The organism is Mycolicibacterium gilvum (assembly GCF_900454025.1).
Classification (GTDB): domain Bacteria; phylum Actinomycetota; class Actinomycetes; order Mycobacteriales; family Mycobacteriaceae; genus Mycobacterium; species Mycobacterium gilvum.
This window is the reverse complement of record NZ_UGQM01000001.1, coordinates 2,511,693-2,533,830: the sequence shown is the minus strand read 5'-3', so window position 1 is coordinate 2,533,830 and position 22,138 is coordinate 2,511,693. Positions and strand designations below refer to the sequence as shown.

Below are 22,138 nucleotides of genomic sequence, written 5' to 3'. Positions count from 1 at the left end.
GGGGTAAGCCTCGCAATGGTGAAGGTCTTTCTGGTAGATGACCACGAAGTCGTCCGGCGTGGTCTGATCGACCTGCTCGGAAGCGATCCCGAGCTCGACGTCGTCGGCGAGGCGGGTTCGGTGTCCGAGGCGCTGACCCGTGTCCCGACCGCACAGCCCGATGTGGCCGTACTCGACGTGCGTCTGCCCGACGGCAACGGCATCGAGTTGTGCCGTGAGTTGCTGTCACTGATGCCCGACCTCCGGTGCCTGATGCTGACGTCGTTCACCTCCGACGAGGCGATGCTCGACGCGATCCTGGCCGGCGCCAGCGGCTACGTGGTCAAGGACATCAAGGGCATGGAGCTCGCACGGGCCATCAAGGAGGTCGGCTCGGGCCGGTCGCTGCTCGACAACCGCGCCGCGGCCGCGCTGATGGCGAAGCTGCGGGGCGAGGGCGAGAGGACCGATCCGCTGTCCGGTCTGACCGACCAGGAGCGGGTGCTGCTCGACCTTCTCGGTGAGGGCCTGACGAACAAACAGATCGCCGCGCGGATGTTCCTCGCCGAGAAGACCGTCAAGAACTACGTCTCGCGACTGCTCGCCAAGCTCGGCATGGAGCGGCGAACCCAGGCCGCGGTGTTCATCTCCAAACTCGACCGCGGACACGGCGCGGGCGGCGCCTGAGCACCGCCCGCCGATCCTCACTCCACCGGTGAATCATCCAGCTTCACAACGACTTCGGAGAGGTCGCGGCGAGGAGTGGAAGGCAACGGGTCGGCGTTGACCGGCGCCCAACCCACCCGCAGCAGCATCTGCGGGTATCCGTCGGTGCCGAACACGTCGCGGCGCACCGCCTCACGCGTCTCGGCGATCTCCAGAGGCTCGGTGATCGGGCAACTCGCCAGGCCCAGCGCGGTCGCGGTGAGCAACACGACGCTCGTCGCCTCCCCCGCGCGCAGCCAGGACAGCCGGTCGTCGCCGGCCGTCCCCAGCGCCAGCACCACCGCATTGTCCTGATCGGCGGCGGTGTCGGGTGTCTGCGGCAGCACCCCGCCCGCGAAGGCCCGCGCCGACACCGCCCCCGCGGTCTCGGCCGGGACGCTGCGGGCCGGGACACCCGCCGTTGCGGCGTACCGGCCGCTCCAGGCAGCCAGCTCCGTGAGATATCCGGCATCCGTCCGGTGTTGGAAAGCCGCGGCGCTCACGAGCCGTTTGAGCCCCGCCAGATCATCGACGCGGCGCAACGCCACGCCCGCGCGGGCAGCCCGGGCGCCCATCAGCGCGACGTCACCCTGGGGCACCGGCCAGGAGCTGTAGTACCGACGATCCGTGCGGCGCCGCGGGATCGCAGCGGCCAGCGTCACGTCCAGATCGGCCGCCGGATATCTGCGGAGTTCCAGCGCGGCGAGGTGGTCCGGTTCCGCCGGATTGGGGAACCGGTGGATCTTGGCCTGCCAACCCAGCGCAGCCAAGGCCACCACACAGTGATGCAGCGCCGCACCGCAGCTGAGCATCAGGTCCCGGGCATCGGGATCGGTGTGCGGCAGCAGCAGATCGGGGTTGGCGTACAGATGCACACTCTCGTGCCCGACCCGCCACTGCCATGGTTGCGAGTTGTGCACCGACGGTGCACGATTGGCCAGGGACAGCGCTGAGCGCAGCGTCTCGGCGTCTGGAAAGTGCGCATTCATGCTTTGCCACCCCTTCAGGAGTCGTGTTCTCCATCCAGAGTGCGCTACAGGGACTTCTGTGATCAGAGCAAAAGTCCTTTCCTCAGGTCTGCAGCCACACCGCGGTGTCGCCGGGCAGCACCCCGTCGACCCCGGGCGAGGACGCGAGCACCACCGAGGCACCGGCGGGAAGCGTGACATCAGCGGTCCCGGTGTTGACCCAGCACTGCGCGCCGCCGCGGTCGAACGCGGCCACCTCGGCCGCGACGTCGAGCCAGGTCACCTCTCCGGCGTCCCGCCACAGCGACGGCCGCAGTTTCAGCGCCGCACGGTAGAGGTGCAGCATCGAGTCCGGATCACGCTCCTGCGCCTCGACGCTGTGCTCGGCCCAGTGCCCGGGCTGAGGCAGCCACGTCACCGCGTCCGGACCGTCGGCGAACCCGTAGGTCGGCTCGGATTCGTTCCACGGCAACGGAATCCGACATCCGTCACGGCCCACGTCGGTGAAGCCGGACTGCGCCCAGGTCGGATCCTGGCGGACGTCGTCGGGCAGGTCTTCGATCTCCTCGAGACCCAGTTCCTCACCCTGGTAGACGTAGGCCGTGCCGGGCAGCGCCAGCTGGACCAGGGCCGCGGCGCGGGCACGCCGTCGCCCGAGCTCGTGATCGGGTTCCTCGCCGGACCAGCGTCCCCGTTCCCAATCCGTCTCGACGAGATGGTCGGGCTGCGACCGCGAGAAACGCGTGACTGTGCGCGTCACATCGTGATTCGACAGCACCCAGGTCGGAGGCGCACCGACCGAGGCGGCCGAGGTGATCGCGTCGTCGATGACCCCGCGCAGGTTCGCCGCGCGCCACGGCGAGCGCAGGAAGTCGAACTGGAACGCGGTGTGCAGTTCGTCGGGACGCAGATACCGGGCCAGTCGTTCGTTGCTGGACACCCACGCCTCGGCGATGAAGATCCGCTCGGGGGTGTAGCGCTGCGCCACCGACCGCCAGCCGCGGTAGATGTCGTGCACGCCGTCCTGATCCCAGGCCGGATGCTGCGCCTCGACCTGCAGCATCGCCTGCGGCGCGTCCGCCTGCGCGCCGTCGGGCAGCCCCTCGGCCTTGACCAGACCGTGGGCGACGTCGATGCGGAACCCGTCGACGCCGCGGTCGAACCAGAACGCCAGGATGTCCTCGAACTCGGCTCGGACCTCCGGGTTCTCCCAGTTCAGATCGGGCTGACCGGGCGCGAACAGATGCAGATACCACTGGCCCTGCAGCGGCCCGTCGGTGATGCGTGTCCATGCCGGTCCGCCGAACACGCTCTGCCAATCGTTGGGTGGCAGTTCACCGTTCGCGCCGCGCCCGGGCCGGACGTGATACCGGTCGCGCGCCGCCGGGTCACCGGCGAGCGCGGCCTCGAACCACGCGTGCCGGTCCGAGGTGTGGTTCGGCACGATGTCGAGGATCACCCGGATGCCGACCGCGTGGGCGGCGTCGATCAGGTCCTGCGCCTCGGTCAACGTCCCGTAGGCCGGTTCGATGTCGCGGTAGTCGGCGACGTCGTAGCCGGCGTCGGCCATCGGAGAGGGATACCAGGGGTTGATCCAGATCGCGTCGACGCCCAGGGCGCCCAGGTAACCCACCCGCGCCCGCAGACCCCGGATGTCGCCGATGCCGTCTCCGTTGCCGTCGGCGAAGCTGCGGATGTAGACCTGGTAGACGACGGCGGTCTGCCACCACGGGTGCTGGGGTGCCACGGGGAACTCCTCGGCGAAGACATCGGGATTGCGTGAAAGTTTGCGTGTTCAGCGTCGGTGTGTCGGCCTGATGTGTCAAACCTCGGGAATCGTCGCGCCGGTGTTCTCGCTCGACCATCGTCACCGTCGGGGCCGGCACCGCTTGGCGGGGCACTTCACTTGCGCCGCAACGTCGATACGGTGGCGATGATCGCATCGCCGTCCCGGGGCGCAGCAGCCGACGTCATCTCCGGCGACCACCCTGCCCACCGGACCGGCGGTCAGCGGCGGCACCGCCCCGCCGCACGCGGACCGCTCCCCCACCAGCCTTGTGAGGTGTGACACACTCTTCCCGTAGGTGAATGTGCTGCACGTGGCCCTATCGGAGACCACAACTTCCGACACGAGGGCAAACTTCATAGACGAGGACGTGATGAAACGAAATCAGTTCGCCCGCGGGCGACGGCGTCGCGCAGTCGCGCTGGCCAGTGCGCCTCTGGTGGCCGCGTCGTTGTTGTCCGGGTGCGGCGCCCAGAGCGGTCCCCCGACCTTGACGTGGTACATCCTTCCCGACAACGGCGGCTCGGTCGCGCGTGCCGAGCAGTGCGCCGAGGCGTCCAACGGCGCCTACCAGGTGCGTATCGAGTCGCTGCCGAGCACCGCGACCGCCCAGCGCGAACAGATGGTTCGCCGTCTGGCCGCCGGTGATTCGTCGATCGACCTCGTCAGCATGGACGTGGTCTTCACCGCGGAGTTCGCCAACGCCGGGTTCCTGCGCCCGTACACCGCAGAGGAGACCAGCCGGTTGACCGCCGGGATGCTGCCCGCCCCGATCGAGACCGGGATGTGGGAGGACACCCTCTACGGCGCGCCGTACAAGTCGAACGCGCAGCTGCTCTGGTACCGCAAGTCCGCGGCGGCCGCGGCCGGCGTCGACCCCGCCTCTCCGACCTTCACCTGGGACGAGATGCTCAAAGCCGCTGTGGGGCAGCAGAAGAAGATCGCGGTCCAGGCCCAGCGGTACGAGGGCTACACCGTGTTGATCAACGCCCTGGTGCTCTCGGGCGGCGGTGCGCTCCTCGAAGACGTGGAAGCCGGACGCGACGCCAAACCGTCGCTGAACACTCCGCCCGGGCTCAAGGCCGCCGAGATCGTCGGCACCCTCGGTCGCTCTCCCGCCGCGCCCACCGACATGTCGAACGCGTCGGAAGAGCAGGCGCGCGCCAACTTCCAGTCCGATCAGGGCATGTTCATGGTCAACTGGCCGTACGTGCTGGCCGCCGCGCGCAGCGCCGCCGAGGAGGGCACGCTGCCGCAGGAGGTCGTCGACGACATCGGTTGGGCCCGCTACCCCAGGGTGTCCCCGGATATGCCGAGCGCGCCGCCGCTGGGCGGTGCGAACCTCGGCATCGGCGCGTACACGGAGTATCCGGAGGAGGCCGTCGCGCTGGTCGAGTGCATCAACGCCGAACCGAAGGCCACTCAGTACATGCTCGACGAGAGTGAGCCGTCACCGTATGCGGCGTCCTACGACAACCCCGAGATCCGGGAGACCTACGAGAACGCCGACCTGATCCGGGAGTCGATCGGCGACGGCGGCCCCCGTCCACCCACGCCGTTCTACACCGACATCTCGGGCGCGATCCAGCAGACGTGGCATCCGCCCGCGTCGGTGACTTCCGAAACTCCGGAAAGGACTCTCAATGAAGAAGTCAAGCCGCGGCGGTGACCGGGGGTGAATCAGGTTGCCAGGTCCGGTTGTCACGGATGAGGGCGTAGAGAACGTTGGTGCGCCGTCGCGCCAGGCAGATGGTGGCGGGGATCGGCCGCTTTCCTTCGTCTCGTTTGCGCTGGTAATAGGCCTTGGAATCTGGGTCGCAGCGGATCGCGGTCAACGCCGACATGTACATGACTCGGCGCAGTCGGCGACTGTAACGCTTGGGGGTGTGCAGTCGTCCGGTGCGCTTTCCGGAGTCTCGAGACACTGGCGCCAGGCCGGCCCAGGCCGCGAGTTGGTCAGCCGATCCGATCAGCGCGGGATCACCAACGGCGGCGAGGAATTCGGCGCCCAGCCGAAATCCTATGCCGGGCATGCTGGTGATCACCTCGGCGAGTGGATGGCGGCGAAATCGGCCCTCGATGTCGGCGTCGGTGGTCTTGATGCGGTCATCGAGGGCGATCACCTCCCGCGCCAGATCAGCGATCAACCCGGCGGCCACCTCTTCGCCGGGCAGGCGCATCGTCTGGGTTTTCACTGCAGCCACCGCAGCCGCCGCGATCGAGGCGGCGTTGCGCACACCGGCATCGGTCAAGACTTTGGTCAGCCGCGAAACACCGCTTTGTCGAATCGCTTTGGGACGCTGGTAGCGCGCCAGCAGTATCACCCAGCCACGGTCTTGGCTCGGTTGGGCGGCTCGTTCCAGGGCCGGGCAGACCGCGACGAGTTGCTGGCGCAGCCGGTTGATCGTGCGGGTGCGGTCGGCCACCAGGTCGGCGCGATGGCCGGTGAGCATCCGCAACTCGCTGATCAAGTCATCATCGGGATGCAGAACGGGCAAGTCCTGGCCGCGCATGCGCGCCTGGTCGGCGATCACCCGAGCGTCTTTGGCATCGGTTTTGGCCTCCCCACCGCGGTAGGTCGCCGAGGCCTGCCACACCGCCCGGCCGGCCAGATACCGGACCGTTTTGCCGGCGTCGGCCAGCACCGTCAACACCAGTGCGGCATACACCGTGGTCAGGTCCACCGTCCACGACACTCGCTCGGCCAGCTCGTCGATTTCAGCGACGAGCTCCCGGATCGGTTGCTCGTCGTTGACCAGCCGGCGCGACAACACCACCTTCCCGCTGTCGTCGACCGCACAAACCCAGTGATGCTCTTTACCAACATCCACTCCAGCCCACACCTGGCCCGTCGTCATCACCCCTCTTTTCGCCTGTCTACCAACATGATCCCCATGGACAACCCCGCCAGCATTTCCTTAAACAAGCGATCACATCGCAGATCTCAATCAGCGGCCAGAGGAGTCCAGGCAGGCCGGGCGGCCAGTCCTTTCAAGCCGCACCACCAGGGCCGGCTACGACCATGCAGCCTCACCCGACCCACCCGGGTCACAGCCCAACGTAACAACACGAAGTAACTGCAACTACGAACTTAAGGACAGACCAATTCATGGCTGACGTGCTGGCGGGGAGGCGACTGCTGTGACCGCACCGGCAGACGCCCCCATCCAGAAGGACCCGGGTAAACCCTCGGTCAGCGAGCGCGCCAAAGGCGAACGCCGGCTCGGGCTCTACCTGACCCTGCCCTCGTATGTGGTGATGCTGCTCGTCACCGCCTACCCGCTCGGCTACGCGCTGGTGTTGTCGCTGTACAACTTCCGGCTCACCGACCCCGAGGGCCGCAGTTTCGTCGGCCTGGGCAACTACCTCGTCATCCTGACCGACCCGATCTGGTGGAACGACTTCGTCACCACGTTGGCGATCACCGTGGTGACGGTGGCCATCGAACTGGTACTCGGGTTCTGGTTCGCGTTCGTGATGCTGCGCATCGTGCGGGGCCGGGGCCCGTTGCGCACGGCGATCCTGATCCCGTACGGCATCGTCACGGTGGTCTCGGCGTTCATCTGGCGCTACGCGTTCGCCATCGACTCCGGCTTCGTCAACCAGTGGCTCAACCTGACCGACTTCGACTGGTTCGGAGACCGCTGGTCGGCCATCTTCGTGATCTGCCTGTCCGAGATCTGGAAGACCACCCCCTTCATCTCGCTGCTGCTGCTCGCAGGCCTGGTCCAGGTCCCCGAGGACATGCAGGAGGCCGCGAAGGTCGACGGCGCCACGGCGTGGCAGCGGTTGTGGAAGATCACGCTGCCGAACATGAAGGCGGCGATCATGGTCGCTCTGCTGTTCCGCACGCTGGACGCGTGGCGCATCTTCGACAATCCGTACGTGATGACGGCCGGCGCCAACAACACCGAGACCATCTCGTTCCTGGCCTACCGGCAGAACGTGACACTGGTCAATCTCGGTATGGGATCGGCGGTCTCGGTACTGCTGTTCCTGTCGGTCGTCGCGATCGCGTGGATATTCATCAAGGTCTTCAAGACCGACCTCTCGCAAGTCAGGGGTGACCAGTGACCAAGAACACCAAGTGGTGGACGATCGCGGGCATCGTGATCGTGATCTACAGCTTCGTGCCGATGCTGTGGATGATCAGCCTGGCGTTCAAGCCGCCGTCGGACATCGTGTCGGGCGAACCGTCGTTCCTGCCGAGCACCGTCACGTTCGACAACTTCGCCCAGATCTTCAGCAATCCGCTGTTCACCAGGGCGCTGATCAACTCGATCGGCATCGCGCTGGTCGCCACCGTCATCTCGGTGATCATCGCGATGTTCGCCGCGTATGCCATTGCGCGTCTGGAGTTCCCGGGCAAGAAGGTGCTGCTGTCGCTGGCGCTGGGCATCGCCATGTTCCCGCAGGCCGCACTCGTCGGTCCGCTGTTCGACATGTGGCGCGGGCTGGGCATCTACGACACCTGGCTGGGTCTGATCATCCCGTACCTGACCTTCGCACTGCCCCTGTCGATCTGGACGATGTCGGCCTTCTTCCGGCAGATCCCGTGGGAGATGGAGCATGCCGCACAGGTCGACGGCGCCACCCAGTGGCAGGCGTTCCGCAAGGTGATCGTGCCGTTGGCCGCGCCGGGCGTGTTCACGACCGCGATCCTGACGTTCTTCTTCTGCTGGAACGACTTCCTGTTCGCGATCTCGCTGACGTCCACGGACAGCGCACGCACGGTGCCCGCCGCGCTGGCGTTCTTCCAGGGCGCGTCGTACTTCGAATCCCCCGTCCCCTACATCATGGCGGCCTCGGTGATCGTGACGATCCCCGTCGTCATCCTGGTTCTCGTCTTCCAACGGCGCATCGTCGCCGGTCTTACTTCCGGAGCAGTGAAGGGATAGCCCCATGGCAGCAATCACGATGCGCAATATCGTCAAGAAATACGGTGACGGCTATCCGGCCGTCAACGATGTGAGCCTCGACATCGCCGACGGTGAGTTCGTGATCCTCGTCGGTCCGTCGGGCTGCGGCAAGTCGACCCTGCTGCGGATGATCGTGGGGCTCGAGGACATCACGTCCGGGGACATGATGATCGGCGACAAGCGGGTCAACGACATGGCTCCGCGCGACCGCAACCTGGCCATGGTGTTCCAGAACTACGCGCTCTACCCGCACCTGACGGTGTTCGAGAACATCGCGTTCCCACTTCGGTTGGCGGGCAAGCTGTCCGACGACGAGATCCGGCAGCGGGTCAACGACGCGGCCACGACGCTCGAGCTCGGCGAGCATCTCGACCGCAAGCCGGCCAACCTGTCGGGCGGTCAGCGTCAGCGGGTCGCGATGGGTCGCGCGATCGTGCGCGAGGCCGACGCGTTCCTGTTCGACGAACCGCTGAGCAACCTCGATGCCAAGCTGCGCGGCCAGATGCGCACCGAGATCCTGCGCCTGCAACGCAAACTGGGTGTCACGACCGTGTACGTGACGCACGACCAGACCGAGGCGATGACGCTGGGCGATCGCGTCGCGGTGCTCAAAAAGGGTGTGCTGCAGCAGGTCGCCAGCCCGCGCGAACTCTACGACCAGCCCGTCAACCTGTTCGTCGCCGGCTTCATCGGCTCGCCGCCGATGAACTTCGTCCCGGCGCGGGTGACGGGCAACGAGATCGAGTTGCCGTTCGCGACCGTCCCGCTGCGTGACGAGTGGCGCGGCTCGGTGGAGGAAGGGAAGGTCTATATCGCCGGGATCCGGCCGGGTGCCTTCGAGGACGCCGAGTTCGTCGACCGGGACAAGGCTTCGCGTGGGGTCACTTTCGACGTCGAGATCGATGTCACCGAATGGCTGGGCAACGAGCAGTACGCCTTCGTGCCGTTCGAGGCGACGACGGAGATCTCGGGCCAGTTGGCCGAGCTGGCAAATGAACTCGACAGTGAGCAGCTCCGCACGCAGATCTGTGTGGAGCTCGACCCGCTGAGCCGGGTGCGTTCCGGAGACAAGGCCACCCTGTGGCTGGACTCGGAGCGGCTGCACCTGTTCGACCCGCACTCGGGTGACAACCTGACCCGGGTCTCCCACGAGCGCCCGCGCGAGCAGAATCCACCCGAATCCCGGGGCCGGCACGCGGCGACCGCGGGCTGAGCCGACCGCCGCTCTCACCGATGGCCGCTCCCGAATTGCGGCTACGGGCCCCGCGCCCGGGGCTGATCGCGCTGCCGTGGGACCGGCCGCTCGCCGACTGGGCCGCACCCGATGTCGCGTTGCGCGACATCGCGGTGGGGCCGAGCAGGCACCTGGTCAGGTTCGTCGAATCCGACGGCGAACTGTGGGCGCTCAAGGAGTTGCCGCCCCGGATCGCCGGCCGCGAGTACGGCGTGCTGAGCCGGCTCGAAGAGATGGGGATCAACTCCGTACGTGCGGCGGGTGTGGTCTTCCAGCCGGATTTCGACACCGCGATCCTGCTGACGCGGTATCTGGTCGGTTCGTGGCAGTACCGGCGGCTCTTCATGCGACTGCCGCCCGATGCGCCCAAACACCGGGCCCGGCTGTTCGATGCGATGGCCACGCTGCTCGTCGAGCTGCACCGTCACGGTGTCTTCTGGGGCGACTGCTCGCTGGCCAACACCTTGTTCTCGCGCGACGGGCAGGTGCTGCAGGCGTTCCTCGTCGACGCCGAGACCAGCGAGGTGCATCCGGGACTGTCCGACGGGCAGCGCGCACACGACATCGACATCACGGTGGAGAACGTCGGGGCCGGGCTGCTGGACATGGCCGCCAAGCTCGAAAGACCGGATCTGCAGCCGGGTTTCATCGCCGAAGCGGTCGGTATCAGAGATCGCTACGAACAGTTGTGGAACCTGCTGGATGCGAAGCCGACGTTCGGTTTCGCCGATCGCTACCGGGTCGAGAGCACGATCCGCAAGCTCAACGAACTCGGCTTCGCCGTCGACGAGGTGTCGCTGCAGCCGGTGAGTTCCGGCGCCGAGGATCTGCGGTTACACGTCGCGGTGGGCGACCGCAACTTCCATGCGACCCAGCTGCGGCGGCTCACCGGGCTCGACGTCGGCGAGGGGCAGGCACGGATCCTGCTCGGGGATCTGCACGCCTATCAGGGGCAGCTGTGCCGGGAAGCCGGCCACGACGTCGATGAGCGGACCGCCGCGCAGTTGTGGGTGATGGAGGTGGCCACACCCACCATGCACCGTGCGCACCGAGCGGTCGGCGGCGCGGGGACCCCGATCCAGGCCTACTGCGATCTGCTGGAGGTGCGGTGGCTGTTGTCCGAGCGCGCCGGCCAGGACGTCGGTACCGAACGTGCGCTGCAGGCGTTGGCGCGCAACGTCGTACCGTCGGAGTCGGCCGCGCAGCTCGCCGTGGTGGAGGTTCCGACCGAGCCCTTCTCGGTGCTCGACGACGAGTAACGCGGCGAAGATGCGATCATCGCTACATGGACGTCCGCATCAGGAACAGCGTCCGCGTCGTCGGGCGGCCGGACGGACGCCCCCTCATGCTCGCGCACGGCTTCGGCTGCGACCAGAACCTGTGGCGACTCGTCGTTCCGCTGCTCTCCGACAGATTCCGCATCGTGTTGTTCGATCACGTCGGGTCGGGTTCCTCCGATGCCGGAGCGTGGACCGCGAAGCGGTACGCCGACCTGCAGCAGTACGCCGATGACATCCTCGAGATCGTCGACGGCATGCGGCTGCGGGAGGTCGTGTACGTCGGCCATTCGGTCGCGGCGATGATGGGTGTGCTCGCCACCGCGAAGAACCCGGGCGCGTTCGCGGGGCTCGTTCTGCTGACCCCGTCCCCGCGCTATCTCGACGATGGCGATTACCGCGGCGGCTTCACCCGCTTGGACATCGACGAGTTGCTCGACTCCATCGAGAGCAACTATCTGGGATGGTCCCGTGCGATGGCGCCGGTGATCATGGGAACCCCGGAGCGTCCCGACCTCGAAGGCGAACTGGCCGACGCGTTCTGCCGCACCGACCCGCAACGGGCGCTGGCGTTCGCGAGGGCCACATTCCTGTCCGACAACCGGGCCGATCTCGCGCGGGTCACGGTGCCGACGGTGGTGGTCGAGTGCGCCAGGGACACACTCGCACCGCGGGAGGTGGGCGCCTACTGCCACGAGCAGATCGCAGGGAGCACGCTGGTCACCCTCGACGCCAGCGGGCACTGCCCGCATCTGAGCGCCCCGGAGGACACCGCGGCCGCGATCGCCGACTTCGCCCTGCGGTTGTGACAGACGATCCGCGTCCGATCGGGGGGCTCGACGAATTCTTCGACAGTGCGCCCTGCGGGCTGTTGCTGACCTCACCCGACGGTCGGATCATCCGCGCCAACGAGACGTTCAGCCGATGGGTCGGATACCGGTCCGAGCACCTCACCGGCCGGCAGTTCCCCGATCTGCTCGCCGCCGGCAGCAGGATCCACTACGAGACCCACTTCGTGTCGATGCTCCACATGAACGGCTCGCTCGACGGCGTCGCGGCCGATCTGCTGACCGCGGACGGAACGAGGCTGGCGGGATTCGTCACCGCGAACGTCGAGCGCGATGCCGCGGGGGCGGTGGTGGCGCTGCGGATCGCGATCCAGGATGCCAGCGAACGCCGTTCGTATGAACGCGAACTCCTCGAGACCCGGCGCCGCGCCGACCGTGAACGGGAGCGTGCGCAGGTGCTCGCCGCGACCCTGCAGCGGTCCCTCATCCCGCCGACGTTGTCGCCGCCGCGCGGGTTGACCGCGGCGGCCCACTACCACAACGCCTCCCGCGACGACGTCGGTGGAGATTTCTACGATCTCTTCCCGATGGCCGAGGACAGATGGGGCATGTTCCTCGGCGACGTGTCGGGTAAGGGCGCCGGTGCGGCCGCCGTGACCTCGCTGACGCGCTACACCCTGCGCGCCGCCGCGGTCAACGACCGCGACCCGGTCGCGGTGTTGCACACCCTCGACGCGGTCCTCAGCCACGAGTTCCACGGCGACGACCCCCGGTTCTGCACGGTGATCTTCGGGGTGATCACCGCGGCACCCGACGGCTTCGACGTGCAGCTCGCCACCGGCGGTCATCCCCCCGCGCTGCTGCTGCCGGTGGACGGCCCCGCACGCTACGTCGCCACCCCCGGGGGTCAGGCCGTGGGGCTGATCAGGAACCCGAGATTCGTCTCGACCAGCGTGCATCTGGGCCCCGGGGACACGCTGGTGATGTACACCGACGGTCTGACCGAGGCGAAGACGGGACGCACGAGGCGCTTCGACGACGACGACGCCCTGCTCGAGTTCGCCGGGCGCCACACGCCGACCGACGCCGGTGCTTTCGTCGAGGCCGTTCGCGTGCTGCTCGCCAGCTTCGGCGACGGACTCGAAGACGATGCCGCGGTGATCGCGCTCAGCGTGCCCCGCTGAACCTCCTTCCGTAGATTCGGAGTAATCTCGGCGTCGTGTCCGCAGATGCGGATGGAAGTCGAGGGTGTCGCGTGACCATGATTCGGATCAGGGACGCCGCGGCGCTGCTCGGCGTCAGCGACGACACCGTCCGGCGCTGGATCGACAGCGGCACGCTGGAGTCCGCCAAGGACGGGGCCGGGCGCAAGGTGATCGACGGCAGGGTGCTCGCGAACTTCGCCCGGGAGCACGCCTCGCCGCCACCGGATGTGCTCGGCGTCGGGAGTTCGGCGCGCAACCGCCTCGTCGGCCTGGTGACCGCCGTGACCGCCGACACCGTGATGAGTGAGGTGCAGATGCAGTGCGGGCCGTTCACCGTGGTGTCCCTGATGAGCTCCGAGTCCGTTCGCCGGCTGGGGCTCGAGCCCGGGGTCGTGGCGGTGGCGGTGGTCAAGGCGACCACCGTGATCATCGAAACCCCGGGTCGGCCCTCGTGATTCGACGTTCAGCGGCCGCAGTCGCGCTGACCGTCGCCACGCTCATGTCGGGATGCTCGACCGCCGGCGAGGACCGACCCGCGGCGACACTGCCGACCTCGGACGCGGTCACCGGTGACCTGACGGTGTTCGCCGCGGCGTCGCTGAAGTCGACCTTCACCGAACTCGGATCCCGCTTCGAGACAGACCATCCCGGCACGCAGGTCGTGTTCAACTTCGCGGGTTCGACAGATCTGGCCGCGCAGATCTCCCAGGGCGCTCCGGCGGACGTCTTCGCCTCCGCGGACACGTCCACCATGGACCGGGCCGTCGACGGCGGGACCGTCGCCGGTGATCCGGTCGTCTTCGCGACCAATACGTTGACGATCGTCACGGCACCCGGAAACCCCAGGGCCATCGCGTCTTTCGCCGATCTCGCCGGGCCGGGCGTCCAGTTGGTGGTCTGCGCACCCCAGGTGCCGTGCGGATCGGCGACCGAAAAGGTCGAGGCCGCAACAGGTGTCACCCTGACACCGGTGAGCGAGGAGTCCGCCGTCACCGACGTGCTGGGCAAGGTCACCTCAGGCCAGGCCGACGCCGGCCTGGTCTACGTCACCGATGCCGCCGCGGCCGGCGACGCGGTCACCGCGGTCGCGTTCCCCGAAGCCGCGGATGCGGTGAACAGCTATCCGATCGCGGCGCTCGCCGACTCCACCAATCCGGCGGCGGCGTCGGCGTTCATCGAGTTCGTCACCGGCCCGCAGGGCCGCGACGTGCTGGCCGCAGCGGGTTTCGGGAGGCCCTGATGCCGGTGCGCCGTCGCGCCGGACCGATCGAGGTCGGTCTCCCCGCGTGGATCTACCTGCCTGCCGCCGTCGGCGCGTTGTTCGTCCTCACGCCGCTGGCGGCGATCCTGCTGCGGATCGACTGGCCCGACTTCGTCCCGCTGATCACCTCGGAATCCTCGCGGGCCGCACTGGCGCTGAGCCTGAAGACGGCCGCGGCGAGCACCGCGGTGTGTGTGCTGCTCGGTGTCCCGATGGCCCTGGTACTGGCGCGCGGGGACATCCCGGGACAGAAGGTGCTGCGGGCCCTGGTACTGCTGCCCCTCGTCCTGCCCCCGGTGGTCGGCGGCATCGCGCTGCTCTACACCTTCGGCAGACAGGGCCTCCTCGGGCAGCACCTCGAGGTGCTCGGCGTCCGGATCGCGTTCTCCACCACCGCCGTCGTGCTGGCCCAGTCCTTCGTGTCGCTGCCGTTCCTGGTGGTCAGCCTGGAGGGAGCGCTGCGCTCGGCCGGCGCCGGGTACGAGCGCATTGCCGCCACCCTGGGCGCCGCGCCGACGACGGTGCTGCGCACGGTGACGCTGCCGCTGGTGGTGCCGGGCCTGATCTCGGGTGCGGTGTTGGCGTTCGCGCGATCGCTCGGCGAGTTCGGCGCGACGCTGACCTTCGCCGGCTCGCTGCAGGGCGTCACTCGGACGTTGCCGCTGGAGATCTACCTGCAGCGCGAGACCGACGCCGACGCCGCAGTCGCCCTGTCCCTGGTGTTGATCGTGGTCGCCGCCCTGATCGTGATCGGCTCGGCGAGCCAGCGCCTCGCGGGGCCGCTGTGAGCGGCGTCCGGGTGCGCGCCCGACTCGGCGAGCGCGACATCGACCTCGACGTGTCGGTCACCGACGGCCAGGTGCTGGCGGTGCTCGGACCCAACGGGGCCGGCAAGTCCACCCTGCTTCAGCTGGTCGCCGGTCTGCTGCGCCCTGACGACGGCCGGGTCGAGGTCGGCGACACGGTCGTCACCGACACCGCGTCGGGAACGTTCGTGCCGGTGCACGCCCGCGGGGTCGCGATGCTCAGCCAGCAGGCGATGCTGTTCCCGCACATGTCGGTGGCCGCCAACGTGACCTACGCACCCCGCTGCCGGGGGCAGTCCCGGTCCAGGGCACGCGCGAGCGCACGCCGCTGGCTGGAGGCGGTCGGCGCCGTCGAGCTCGCCGACCGCAGACCCGCGCAGCTGTCCGGCGGGCAGGCGCAGCGCGTCGCCCTGGCCCGCGCGCTGGCCGCCGAGCCACGCGTCCTGCTGCTGGACGAGCCGATGGCCGCGCTCGACGTCACGGCCGCGCCTCCGCTGCGACGGCTGCTTCGCGAGATTCTGCGGGAGCAGCGCCGGACGGCGCTCATCGTCACCCACGACGTGCTCGATGCGATGGCCGTCGCCGACCGGGCGGTCGTCATCGAGGACGGCCGGGTTGCCGAGGCGGGTCCCACCCGCACGGTGCTCACGGCGCCGCGCAGCAGGTTCGCCGCCCGCATCGCCGGGGTGAACCTCGTTCCCGGAACGGTGAGCGCCCCCGGCGTGCTCCGCGCGGCCTGGGGCGCGGAGATCTGTGGAACCGGCGACGCGGTCCCGGGCACCGCGGCGGTCGCGCTGTTCCGACCGGCCGCCGTCGCCGTTCATCTCGCACCCCCGCGCGGCAGCCCCCGCAACGTGATGGCGGTGACCCTCGCCGAGGTCGACGTCCACGGCGCAGCGGTGCGGGTACGGGGCACGGACCAGCCCGACGGCGGCACGGGGCTGGCCGCCGACATCACCGCCGCCGCGGCGGCCGACCTCGACCTCACTCCCGGCCAGACGGTGTACTTCGCGGTCAAGGCCCAGGAGGTCGATCTGCATCCCGTGCCGGGGTGACGCCGTGGCGTGGGCGCCGCTTCGACGCGGTGCGACGCGGGTATGGGGTCTCGGACCGACCGAACCGAGAGCCTGGAGGTGCAATGCACGAGTGCGCGGGAAGCGGCCGCGAACTGCCCGGTGATCCGCCGCCGGCGAGGGCAGCGACCTGCCCGGTGTGCGGACGCGAGACGAAGGTGGATCCCAGCGACGACGCCGGTGACGGCGGCGGATTCGGCTTTGTGGTGGCCCCGCACGACGCCGTCGTCGACTGACCGACCCGCCTGGGCGCTACGCGTCCGAATAGGCACTTCGCGACGGCATCGGTAAATTGTCGGCCAACGACGGCCGGTGTCGTTCACCCGGCCGCGTACATCCGGTGGTGTCAGTGAGGCGGTGAAGTGTCGGGCGTGTCGGTATCAGCGTCCCCGGGCCGCCGCCGAGGGGATCTCGACGGGCTGCGGGGCGTCGCGATCGCGCTGGTCGCGGTGTTCCACATCTGGTTCGGGCGGGTCTCGGGCGGCGTCGACGTCTTCCTCGTCCTGTCCGGCTACTTCTTCGGCGCGATGGTGCTGGGCCGTGCCCTCACTCCGGGCGTTTCCCTGTCGCCGCTGCCGATGCTGCAGCGACTGGCCCGCCGCCTGCTGCCGGCCCTGATCGTCGTCCTCGGCGGTGCCGCCGTGCTCACCTTCACGCTGCAGCCGCAGACACGGTGGGAGTCGTTCGCCGACCAGAGCCTGGCGAGTCTGGGCTACTACCAGAACTGGTACCTGTCGGCTGCGGCGTCGGACTACGCCCGCGCAGGGGAGGCCATCAGCCCGCTGCAACACCTGTGGTCGATGTCGGTGCAGGGACAGTTCTATCTCGCGATGCTGGCCGTGACACTGGGTCTGGCCGCGGTGCTGCGCCGCTTCGTCGGCAGCCGTCTCAAAACCGTCTTCGTCGGGGTGTTCGCGGTACTGGCCGCCGCGTCGTTCTGGTATGCGATCGTCGCCCACGGCGAACATCAGGCCGGCGCGTACTACGACAGCTTCGCGCGCGCGTGGGAACTGCTGGCCGGGGTGCTGGCCGCGCTGTTGCTCACCCGGGTGAGCATGCCGATGTGGGCACGCACCGCCGCGGCGGCCGTGGGCGTCGTCGCGATCCTGTCGTGCGGAGCGCTGATCGACGGGGCGCAACTCTTTCCCGGGCCCTGGGCACTGGTCCCCGTCGGGGCGACCGTGCTGGTGATCGCCGCGGGCGCCGGGCAGCCGCGGCGCGAACCCGCCCCCCTTCGACTGCTGGCGGGGCGCCCCGCCGTAGCGCTGGGAGCGATGGCCTATTCGCTGTACCTGTGGCACTGGCCGGTGCTGATCTTCTGGCTCGTGCACACCGGAGCGCCCCGAGTCGGCATCCTCGACGGCCTGGGTGTGCTGGCGGTGTCCCTGGTGCTGGCCTACCTGACGACCCGCCTGATCGAGAACCCGTTGCGCCACCCGGATTCGGCCGGTGACGCCGACCGCGCGGCCCGGGTGTGGGTCTGGGTACGACGCCCGCGGTTCGCGCTCGGGTCGGCGGTGGTGCTTCTCGCCGTTTCGCTGGCGGTGACGTCGTTCGCCTGGCGCGAGCATGTCGTGATGCAGCGCGCGAAGGGGCACGAGCTCGCGCAGCTCCCCGAGCGCGACTACCCGGGCGCACTCGCTCTGACGAACCGGATCCGCGTGCCCCAGTTACCGATGCGGCCGACGGTCCTGGAGGCACGCGATGACATCCCGGCGACGACCTTGGACGGGTGCATCAGCGACTTCGTGACCGTCGAGCTGATCAACTGCATCTACGGCGACCCGGACGCGGTCCGCACCATCGCGCTGGCCGGCGGTTCGCACGCCGAACACTGGATCACCGCGCTCGACACCCTCGGGACGCGCCACGGGTTCCGGGTGGTGACCTATCTGAAGATGGGGTGTCCGCTGACCACCGAGATGGTGCCCACGATCGCGATCTCCAGCGAGGAGTATCCGCAGTGCCACGAGTGGAATCAGCGGGCGATGGACAAGCTGCTCACCGACCGCCCCGATTTCGTGTTCACGACGACGACGAGGCCGAACGCGGACGAACCGGGCGATCTGGTACCCGAGGCCTATCTCGGTATCTGGGACACGTTGTCGGCCAACGGGATCAGCATCCTCGGGATGCGGGACACGCCATGGCTGATCCGCGACGGACGGCTGGCGGACCCGGCGGACTGTCTGTCCCGGGGCGGGGACTCGGTGAGTTGCGGGGTGAAGCGCTCGTGGGCGCTCTCGGAGACCAATCCGACGCTGGACCTGGCGTCCTACTACCCGCTGCTGCACCCGCTGGACATGTCAGACGCGGTGTGCGACGAGACCGACTGCCGGGTCACGGAGGGAAACATCCTCGTCTACCACGATTCACACCACGTGTCCGCGACCTACATGCGCACGATGACAGCAGAACTCGGCCGCCAGATCGCGGCGGCGACCGGATGGTGGTGACGAGCGTCAGCGCCCGTCGACGGTCCCCTTCGTCACCATCGCCAGGAACGGCGCGATGGCGTCGGGATCCTGCAGCGCCTCGCGGCTGACCGCCTTCTCCGGGTCGGCTCCGGCGAGGATCTTCTTCACCGGAACCTCACACTTCTTGCCGCTCAACGTCTTCGGTACCGCATCGATGGCGATGAAGCGGTCGGGTACGTGTCGCGGGGAGAGCTCGCGGCGCAGCGCGGTCCGCAGCGCCGCCTCGACATCCGCCAGGGAGGCCGAGGGCGCGAGGACCACGAAGCAGAGCAGCTCTCCTTCGGCGTCGTCGCCGAGTTCGGTGGTGTCGATCACCAGCGAGTCGAGGACCTCGGCGAACCCTTCGACGACCGCGTAGAAGTCGGCGGTGCCCATCCGTACCCCGCCGCGGTTGAGAGTCGAGTCGGACCGGCCCTGGATGACGAACGAGCCGCGCTCGGTCGCCACCACCCAGTCGCCGTGGCGCCAGCAGCCGGGGTAGTCCTCGAAGTAGGCGGCCCGCAGCCGGGTCCCGTCCGGATCGTTCCAGAACATCACCGGCATCGACGGCATCGGTTGGGTGAGGACGAGCTCACCCACCTCGCCCCGCAGATCGGCACCGTCCTCGTCGAACGAGTGCACGTCGGCCCCCAGTGCGGCGCAGGACAACTCGCCGAGCCACACCGGAACGGTCGGCGCCGCGCCCAGGAACGCCGTGCACACGTCGGTGCCGCCCGAGACGGAGCAGATCTGCACGTGCTCCCCGACGTGTTCGCCGATCCACCGGAAACCCTTGACCGACAACGGAGATCCGGTCGATCCCAGAACACGCATCGAGGACAGGTCATGGTGTTCACGCGGGCTGATCCCGGCGTCCATGCAGGAATGCACGAAGGGGGCCGACACCCCGAACAACCGGACCCTGTGTCGGGCGGCCAACTCCCAGAGCACGTTCAGGTCGGGGTGACCGGGGCTGCCGTCGAACAACACGATCGTCGCGCCGACCAGCAGTCCGCCGACAAGGTAGTTCCACATCATCCAGCCGGTGGTGGTGAACCAGAAGAACCGGTCGCCCGGACCGAGGTCGCTCTGCAGTCGCAGCGCTTTGAGGTGTTCGAGCACGATCCCGCCGTGCCCCTGCACGATGCCCTTCGGCAGGCCCGTGGTGCCCGACGAGTAGAGCACCCACAGCGGATGGTCGAACGGCACCGGATCGAAGTCGAGCGTGCCGTCGGCGGCGATGAAATCCGCCCAGCCGATCGACCCGCTCAATTCGGCCGCGGGATCCAGGTACGGAACAAGCACGGTGGTGGTGACGGTGGGGAGGTTCCCGCGCAACGTCTCGAGACGGTCCCGGATGTCGAATCGCCTGCCGCCGTAGCAGTATCCGTCGACGGCGAGAAGCACGGTGGGCTCGATCTGCGCGAACCGGTCGATCACCGCGCGGGTACCGAAATCCGGCGAGCACGAGGACCACACCGCCCCCAGAGACGCGGAGGCCAGGAACATCACCAGCGTCTCGACGCAGTTGGGGGCCAACGCGACGACACGATCTCCGCGGCCGACACCCGCAGCGATCAGCCCGGTTCGCGCCCGACCGACCAGATCCCGCAGCTCGGCATAACTGACCGTGCGTTCCACGCCGTCCTCGCGCACGAACTCGACGGCGGTGTCGGCATCATCTCTGCCCGGAGCGGCGGTGAGCGCGTGCTCGGCGTAGTTCAGCGTCGAGCCCGGGAACCACTGCGTGCCCGGCATCTGCGCGCTCCCCAGCGTCCGTTGCGGCGGATCCCGGAACATCACGCCGAGAAACTCGGCCGCCGCCGACCAGAACCCCTCCGGGTCACGCACCGACCACGCGTGCAGGGCACGGTAGTCGAGTTCATCGGTGATGCGGGTGTCCCGGCACGTCGCCGCCCAACGGGCGAACCGGACGATGGCCGTGTCGCGGACCGTCGAGGGGTCAGGGCGCCAGAGGATCGACGGCTCGGCTCCTGCGACACCGGACGGATCCATGGGGCGTTCTCCTTCGCAGCCGGAAAGCATCACGGTAAGCGTGATGGGACAGGTTCAATGTAAATGAACCTGCTCGCACTCCGTCGCGCCCGTGCCCCTGCACGCCGCGAAGCCCCGGCGGCAACCGGGGCTTCGGGGCCGGCCGAGAGATGCGCGGGTCACTCCGCCGACGATGAGGAGCGCGCTGCGCCGTCGGAACTCGGTTTCGTCGAGGTCCTCGTGGTCGAATCGCCGACGTCCGAACCCGCCGACTCGCTCGCCCCGTCGGACGTGGACGACTCCGTGTCGCCGGCGTCCGGGGTCAGGGGGGTTGCACCCGTGTCATCGTCTGCGGTCGTGGATCTTTCGCTGATCGCTTCGACCGCCGCACCGATCGTGCGCGACGTCGGCGCGGGCGAGGTATCGGCGCCATCCTCGGCGTTCTGCGCTGCTTCGAGTTGCTCACCGAGACTGCGCTGTCCGTCGATCTCGGGGATCGCGCCGGCACCGCTCTCCTCGTCCTGCTGCACCGCCGCGGTGATACCCAGGTCGACGTCCTCGGTGTCCTGCGCAGCGGCCTCCGGTGTGACGATGTCCCGGATTCGTTCGGGGACGTCGGGACCGGCGAGTCGGGCCGCGACATTGGCGGGATCGTTGCGACTGTAGCCGCGGTCGACCTGGGCCCTCAGCTCCGCTTCGCGCGGGGCGAGGCTCGGGTTGGACTGGACGAGTGGCAGGGTTTCGGCGGGTACGAGGTAGCGGACCGTGGTGCCGCCCAGCGCGTTCTCCGTCACGGTGGTGTTTGCTTCGGCACGTCGGACAGATCGGAGAACATCGTCTGCACGTGCCGCAGCACCGACCCGGCCAACGCGTTCGAGATCGCGGTCAGATTGAAACGGTCCGGGAAGTCGGCCATTCCGTCGTACTCCCCGGTCACCTCGACCGTGTCGTACACGGTCTCCGGAGCCTTCCGGTAGGTGTAGTCGTAGGTCGGGTTGTATTGCTCGGTGTCATCGATGATCTCCTGGCGGCTGGAGTCCGCGACGACGACGAAGTTGATCTCCTCAGCGTCCGGATCCTCCTTGTCGTCCGACTGCCAGCCACGCAGGGTTTCGGTGACGACCAGGGAGCCGGCGGACAGTCCGACGACGGTGACCTGTTCGCCGTCGAGCAGGTTCCCGTCCGCGTCACGTTCGAGCTGGGCGAGCGCGGTGTCGATCTGGGCGTTCAGGTTGGCCCTGCCGATCTCGATCGACTGGCCGAGGGTCATGTCGTCCTCCCCCGTGTACGGTCGCGCCTCCGCCGGCCAGTTCACACTGACCCGCTGGTCGTAATCCTGCAGCGCGCCGCCGAGAAGTTGGTTGGTCACGACCTCGTGCATCGACGGTGTCCCGATGCCGCCGATGACGATCGCCGTGCTCACGCCCCACCCGGAGGTCGCGGTGCTCACCGCGAGCGCTGCCGATGCCGCGACGGTGCCGCACGCCATGCCCGCGCTGCGCGCTCCCCTCTTCGTGATTCGCATGTGTTCTGCCCCCAGACAAGTGGTTTCGCTGTGTGTGTCGCCGCTGTAGGCGTGACCAGAGGGTGAACCGGGCCGAAATCGACAAAACGCACAATTCTCATGGTCGGTGGTTCAGCAAATCCACCGGCGATTGTCCGGATCGCCCTCGCGGGGACTGAAGC

20 protein-coding genes are annotated in these 22,138 nt (G+C 68.5%); 14 read left to right on the top strand and 6 right to left on the bottom strand.

The window, feature by feature from the left end; translation table 11 throughout:
- Window positions 1–15 precede the first annotated feature (15 nt).
- Window positions 16–666 carry a hypoxia response regulator transcription factor DosR/DevR gene (gene dosR, locus DYE23_RS12125; RefSeq protein WP_013471927.1) on the top strand — a complete coding sequence of 217 codons (651 nt, stop codon included), beginning with the start codon at window positions 16–18 and terminating at the stop codon, window positions 664–666.
- Between the two features lie 17 nt (window positions 667–683).
- Here dosR and DYE23_RS12120 read toward each other — a convergent pair whose 3' ends face one another.
- Window positions 684–1,673 (bottom strand): Acg family FMN-binding oxidoreductase, encoded by a 990-nt coding sequence (locus tag DYE23_RS12120; RefSeq protein WP_115327299.1) that lies wholly within the window; start codon window positions 1,671–1,673, stop codon window positions 684–686.
- 82 nt (window positions 1,674–1,755) lie between these two features.
- On the bottom strand, window positions 1,756–3,399 hold the full coding sequence (locus DYE23_RS12115) for a glycoside hydrolase family 13 protein (protein ID WP_013471929.1): 1,644 nt from the start codon (window positions 3,397–3,399) through the stop codon (window positions 1,756–1,758).
- Window positions 3,400–3,811: 412 nt separating this feature from the next.
- Here DYE23_RS12115 and DYE23_RS12110 point away from each other — a divergent pair, with 412 nt between their 5' ends.
- On the top strand, window positions 3,812–5,107 hold the full coding sequence (locus DYE23_RS12110) for an extracellular solute-binding protein (RefSeq protein WP_115327298.1): 1,296 nt from the start codon (window positions 3,812–3,814) through the stop codon (window positions 5,105–5,107).
- Here DYE23_RS12110 and DYE23_RS12105 read toward each other — a convergent pair.
- Window positions 5,091–6,296, bottom strand: coding sequence for an IS110 family RNA-guided transposase (locus tag DYE23_RS12105; protein ID WP_006247666.1), 1,206 nt, complete (start codon window positions 6,294–6,296; stop codon window positions 5,091–5,093). The genes DYE23_RS12110 and DYE23_RS12105 overlap by 17 nt on opposite strands.
- Window positions 6,297–6,579: 283 nt before the next feature.
- On the opposite strand from DYE23_RS12105, the gene DYE23_RS12100 reads away from it, so the two are divergent.
- From DYE23_RS12100 to DYE23_RS12050, 12 genes are all read left to right on the top strand, one after another.
- Window positions 6,580–7,512, top strand: a complete 933-nt coding sequence (locus tag DYE23_RS12100) for a carbohydrate ABC transporter permease (protein ID WP_011894704.1) — start codon at window positions 6,580–6,582, stop codon at window positions 7,510–7,512.
- The gene (locus DYE23_RS12095; protein ID WP_011894705.1) at window positions 7,509–8,336 is read left to right on the top strand and encodes a carbohydrate ABC transporter permease; all 828 of its coding nucleotides are present in this window, start codon (window positions 7,509–7,511) and stop codon (window positions 8,334–8,336) included. Before DYE23_RS12100 ends, DYE23_RS12095 begins: the two co-directional genes overlap by 4 nt.
- Before the next feature lie 4 nt (window positions 8,337–8,340).
- A complete protein-coding gene (locus tag DYE23_RS12090) occupies window positions 8,341–9,570 on the top strand; it encodes an ABC transporter ATP-binding protein (RefSeq protein ID WP_099961372.1) in 1,230 nt (409 codons plus the stop codon).
- Window positions 9,571–9,590: 20 nt separating this feature from the next.
- Entirely contained in the window at window positions 9,591–10,850 is a 1,260-nt protein-coding gene (locus DYE23_RS12085) for a DUF4032 domain-containing protein (RefSeq protein WP_099961371.1), read from the top strand.
- Between the two features lie 26 nt (window positions 10,851–10,876).
- Window positions 10,877–11,677, top strand: a complete 801-nt coding sequence (locus DYE23_RS12080; protein WP_099961370.1) for an alpha/beta fold hydrolase — start codon at window positions 10,877–10,879, stop codon at window positions 11,675–11,677.
- Window positions 11,674–12,840: a PP2C family protein-serine/threonine phosphatase gene (locus tag DYE23_RS12075; RefSeq protein WP_115327297.1), complete on the top strand. Its 1,167-nt coding sequence runs from the start codon at window positions 11,674–11,676 to the stop codon at window positions 12,838–12,840. Before DYE23_RS12080 ends, DYE23_RS12075 begins: the two co-directional genes overlap by 4 nt.
- A 77-nt stretch (window positions 12,841–12,917) precedes the next feature.
- Entirely contained in the window at window positions 12,918–13,316 is a 399-nt protein-coding gene (locus tag DYE23_RS12070) for a TOBE domain-containing protein (protein WP_255206909.1), read from the top strand.
- Window positions 13,313–14,101, top strand: a complete 789-nt coding sequence (gene modA / locus DYE23_RS12065) for a molybdate ABC transporter substrate-binding protein (RefSeq protein ID WP_115327296.1) — start codon at window positions 13,313–13,315, stop codon at window positions 14,099–14,101. Before DYE23_RS12070 ends, modA begins: the two co-directional genes overlap by 4 nt.
- Window positions 14,101–14,910: an ABC transporter permease gene (locus tag DYE23_RS12060; protein WP_172527760.1), complete on the top strand. Its 810-nt coding sequence runs from the start codon at window positions 14,101–14,103 to the stop codon at window positions 14,908–14,910. Before modA ends, DYE23_RS12060 begins: the two co-directional genes overlap by 1 nt.
- The gene (locus tag DYE23_RS12055) at window positions 14,907–15,983 is read left to right on the top strand and encodes a sulfate/molybdate ABC transporter ATP-binding protein (RefSeq protein ID WP_115327295.1); all 1,077 of its coding nucleotides are present in this window, start codon (window positions 14,907–14,909) and stop codon (window positions 15,981–15,983) included. Before DYE23_RS12060 ends, DYE23_RS12055 begins: the two co-directional genes overlap by 4 nt.
- A gap of 83 nt (window positions 15,984–16,066) precedes the next feature.
- The gene (locus tag DYE23_RS30860) at window positions 16,067–16,237 is read left to right on the top strand and encodes a hypothetical protein (RefSeq protein ID WP_013471937.1); all 171 of its coding nucleotides are present in this window, start codon (window positions 16,067–16,069) and stop codon (window positions 16,235–16,237) included.
- A 135-nt stretch (window positions 16,238–16,372) separates the two neighbouring features.
- Entirely contained in the window at window positions 16,373–18,457 is a 2,085-nt protein-coding gene (locus tag DYE23_RS12050) for an acyltransferase family protein (protein WP_235660386.1), read from the top strand.
- A 6-nt stretch (window positions 18,458–18,463) separates the two neighbouring features.
- On the opposite strand, the gene DYE23_RS12045 is transcribed toward DYE23_RS12050, so the two are convergent.
- The 3 genes from DYE23_RS12045 to DYE23_RS31380 form a co-directional block, all read right to left on the bottom strand.
- Window positions 18,464–20,473 (bottom strand): acetoacetate--CoA ligase, encoded by a 2,010-nt coding sequence (locus tag DYE23_RS12045; protein WP_115327293.1) that lies wholly within the window; start codon window positions 20,471–20,473, stop codon window positions 18,464–18,466.
- A 158-nt stretch (window positions 20,474–20,631) separates the two neighbouring features.
- On the bottom strand, window positions 20,632–21,246 hold the full coding sequence (locus DYE23_RS31385; protein WP_235660384.1) for a PE-PPE domain-containing protein: 615 nt from the start codon (window positions 21,244–21,246) through the stop codon (window positions 20,632–20,634).
- Window positions 21,243–21,977, bottom strand: coding sequence for a PE-PPE domain-containing protein (locus DYE23_RS31380; RefSeq protein ID WP_235660383.1), 735 nt, complete (start codon window positions 21,975–21,977; stop codon window positions 21,243–21,245). The genes DYE23_RS31385 and DYE23_RS31380 overlap by 4 nt, the downstream gene beginning before the upstream one ends.
- Window positions 21,978–22,138 lie beyond the last annotated feature (161 nt).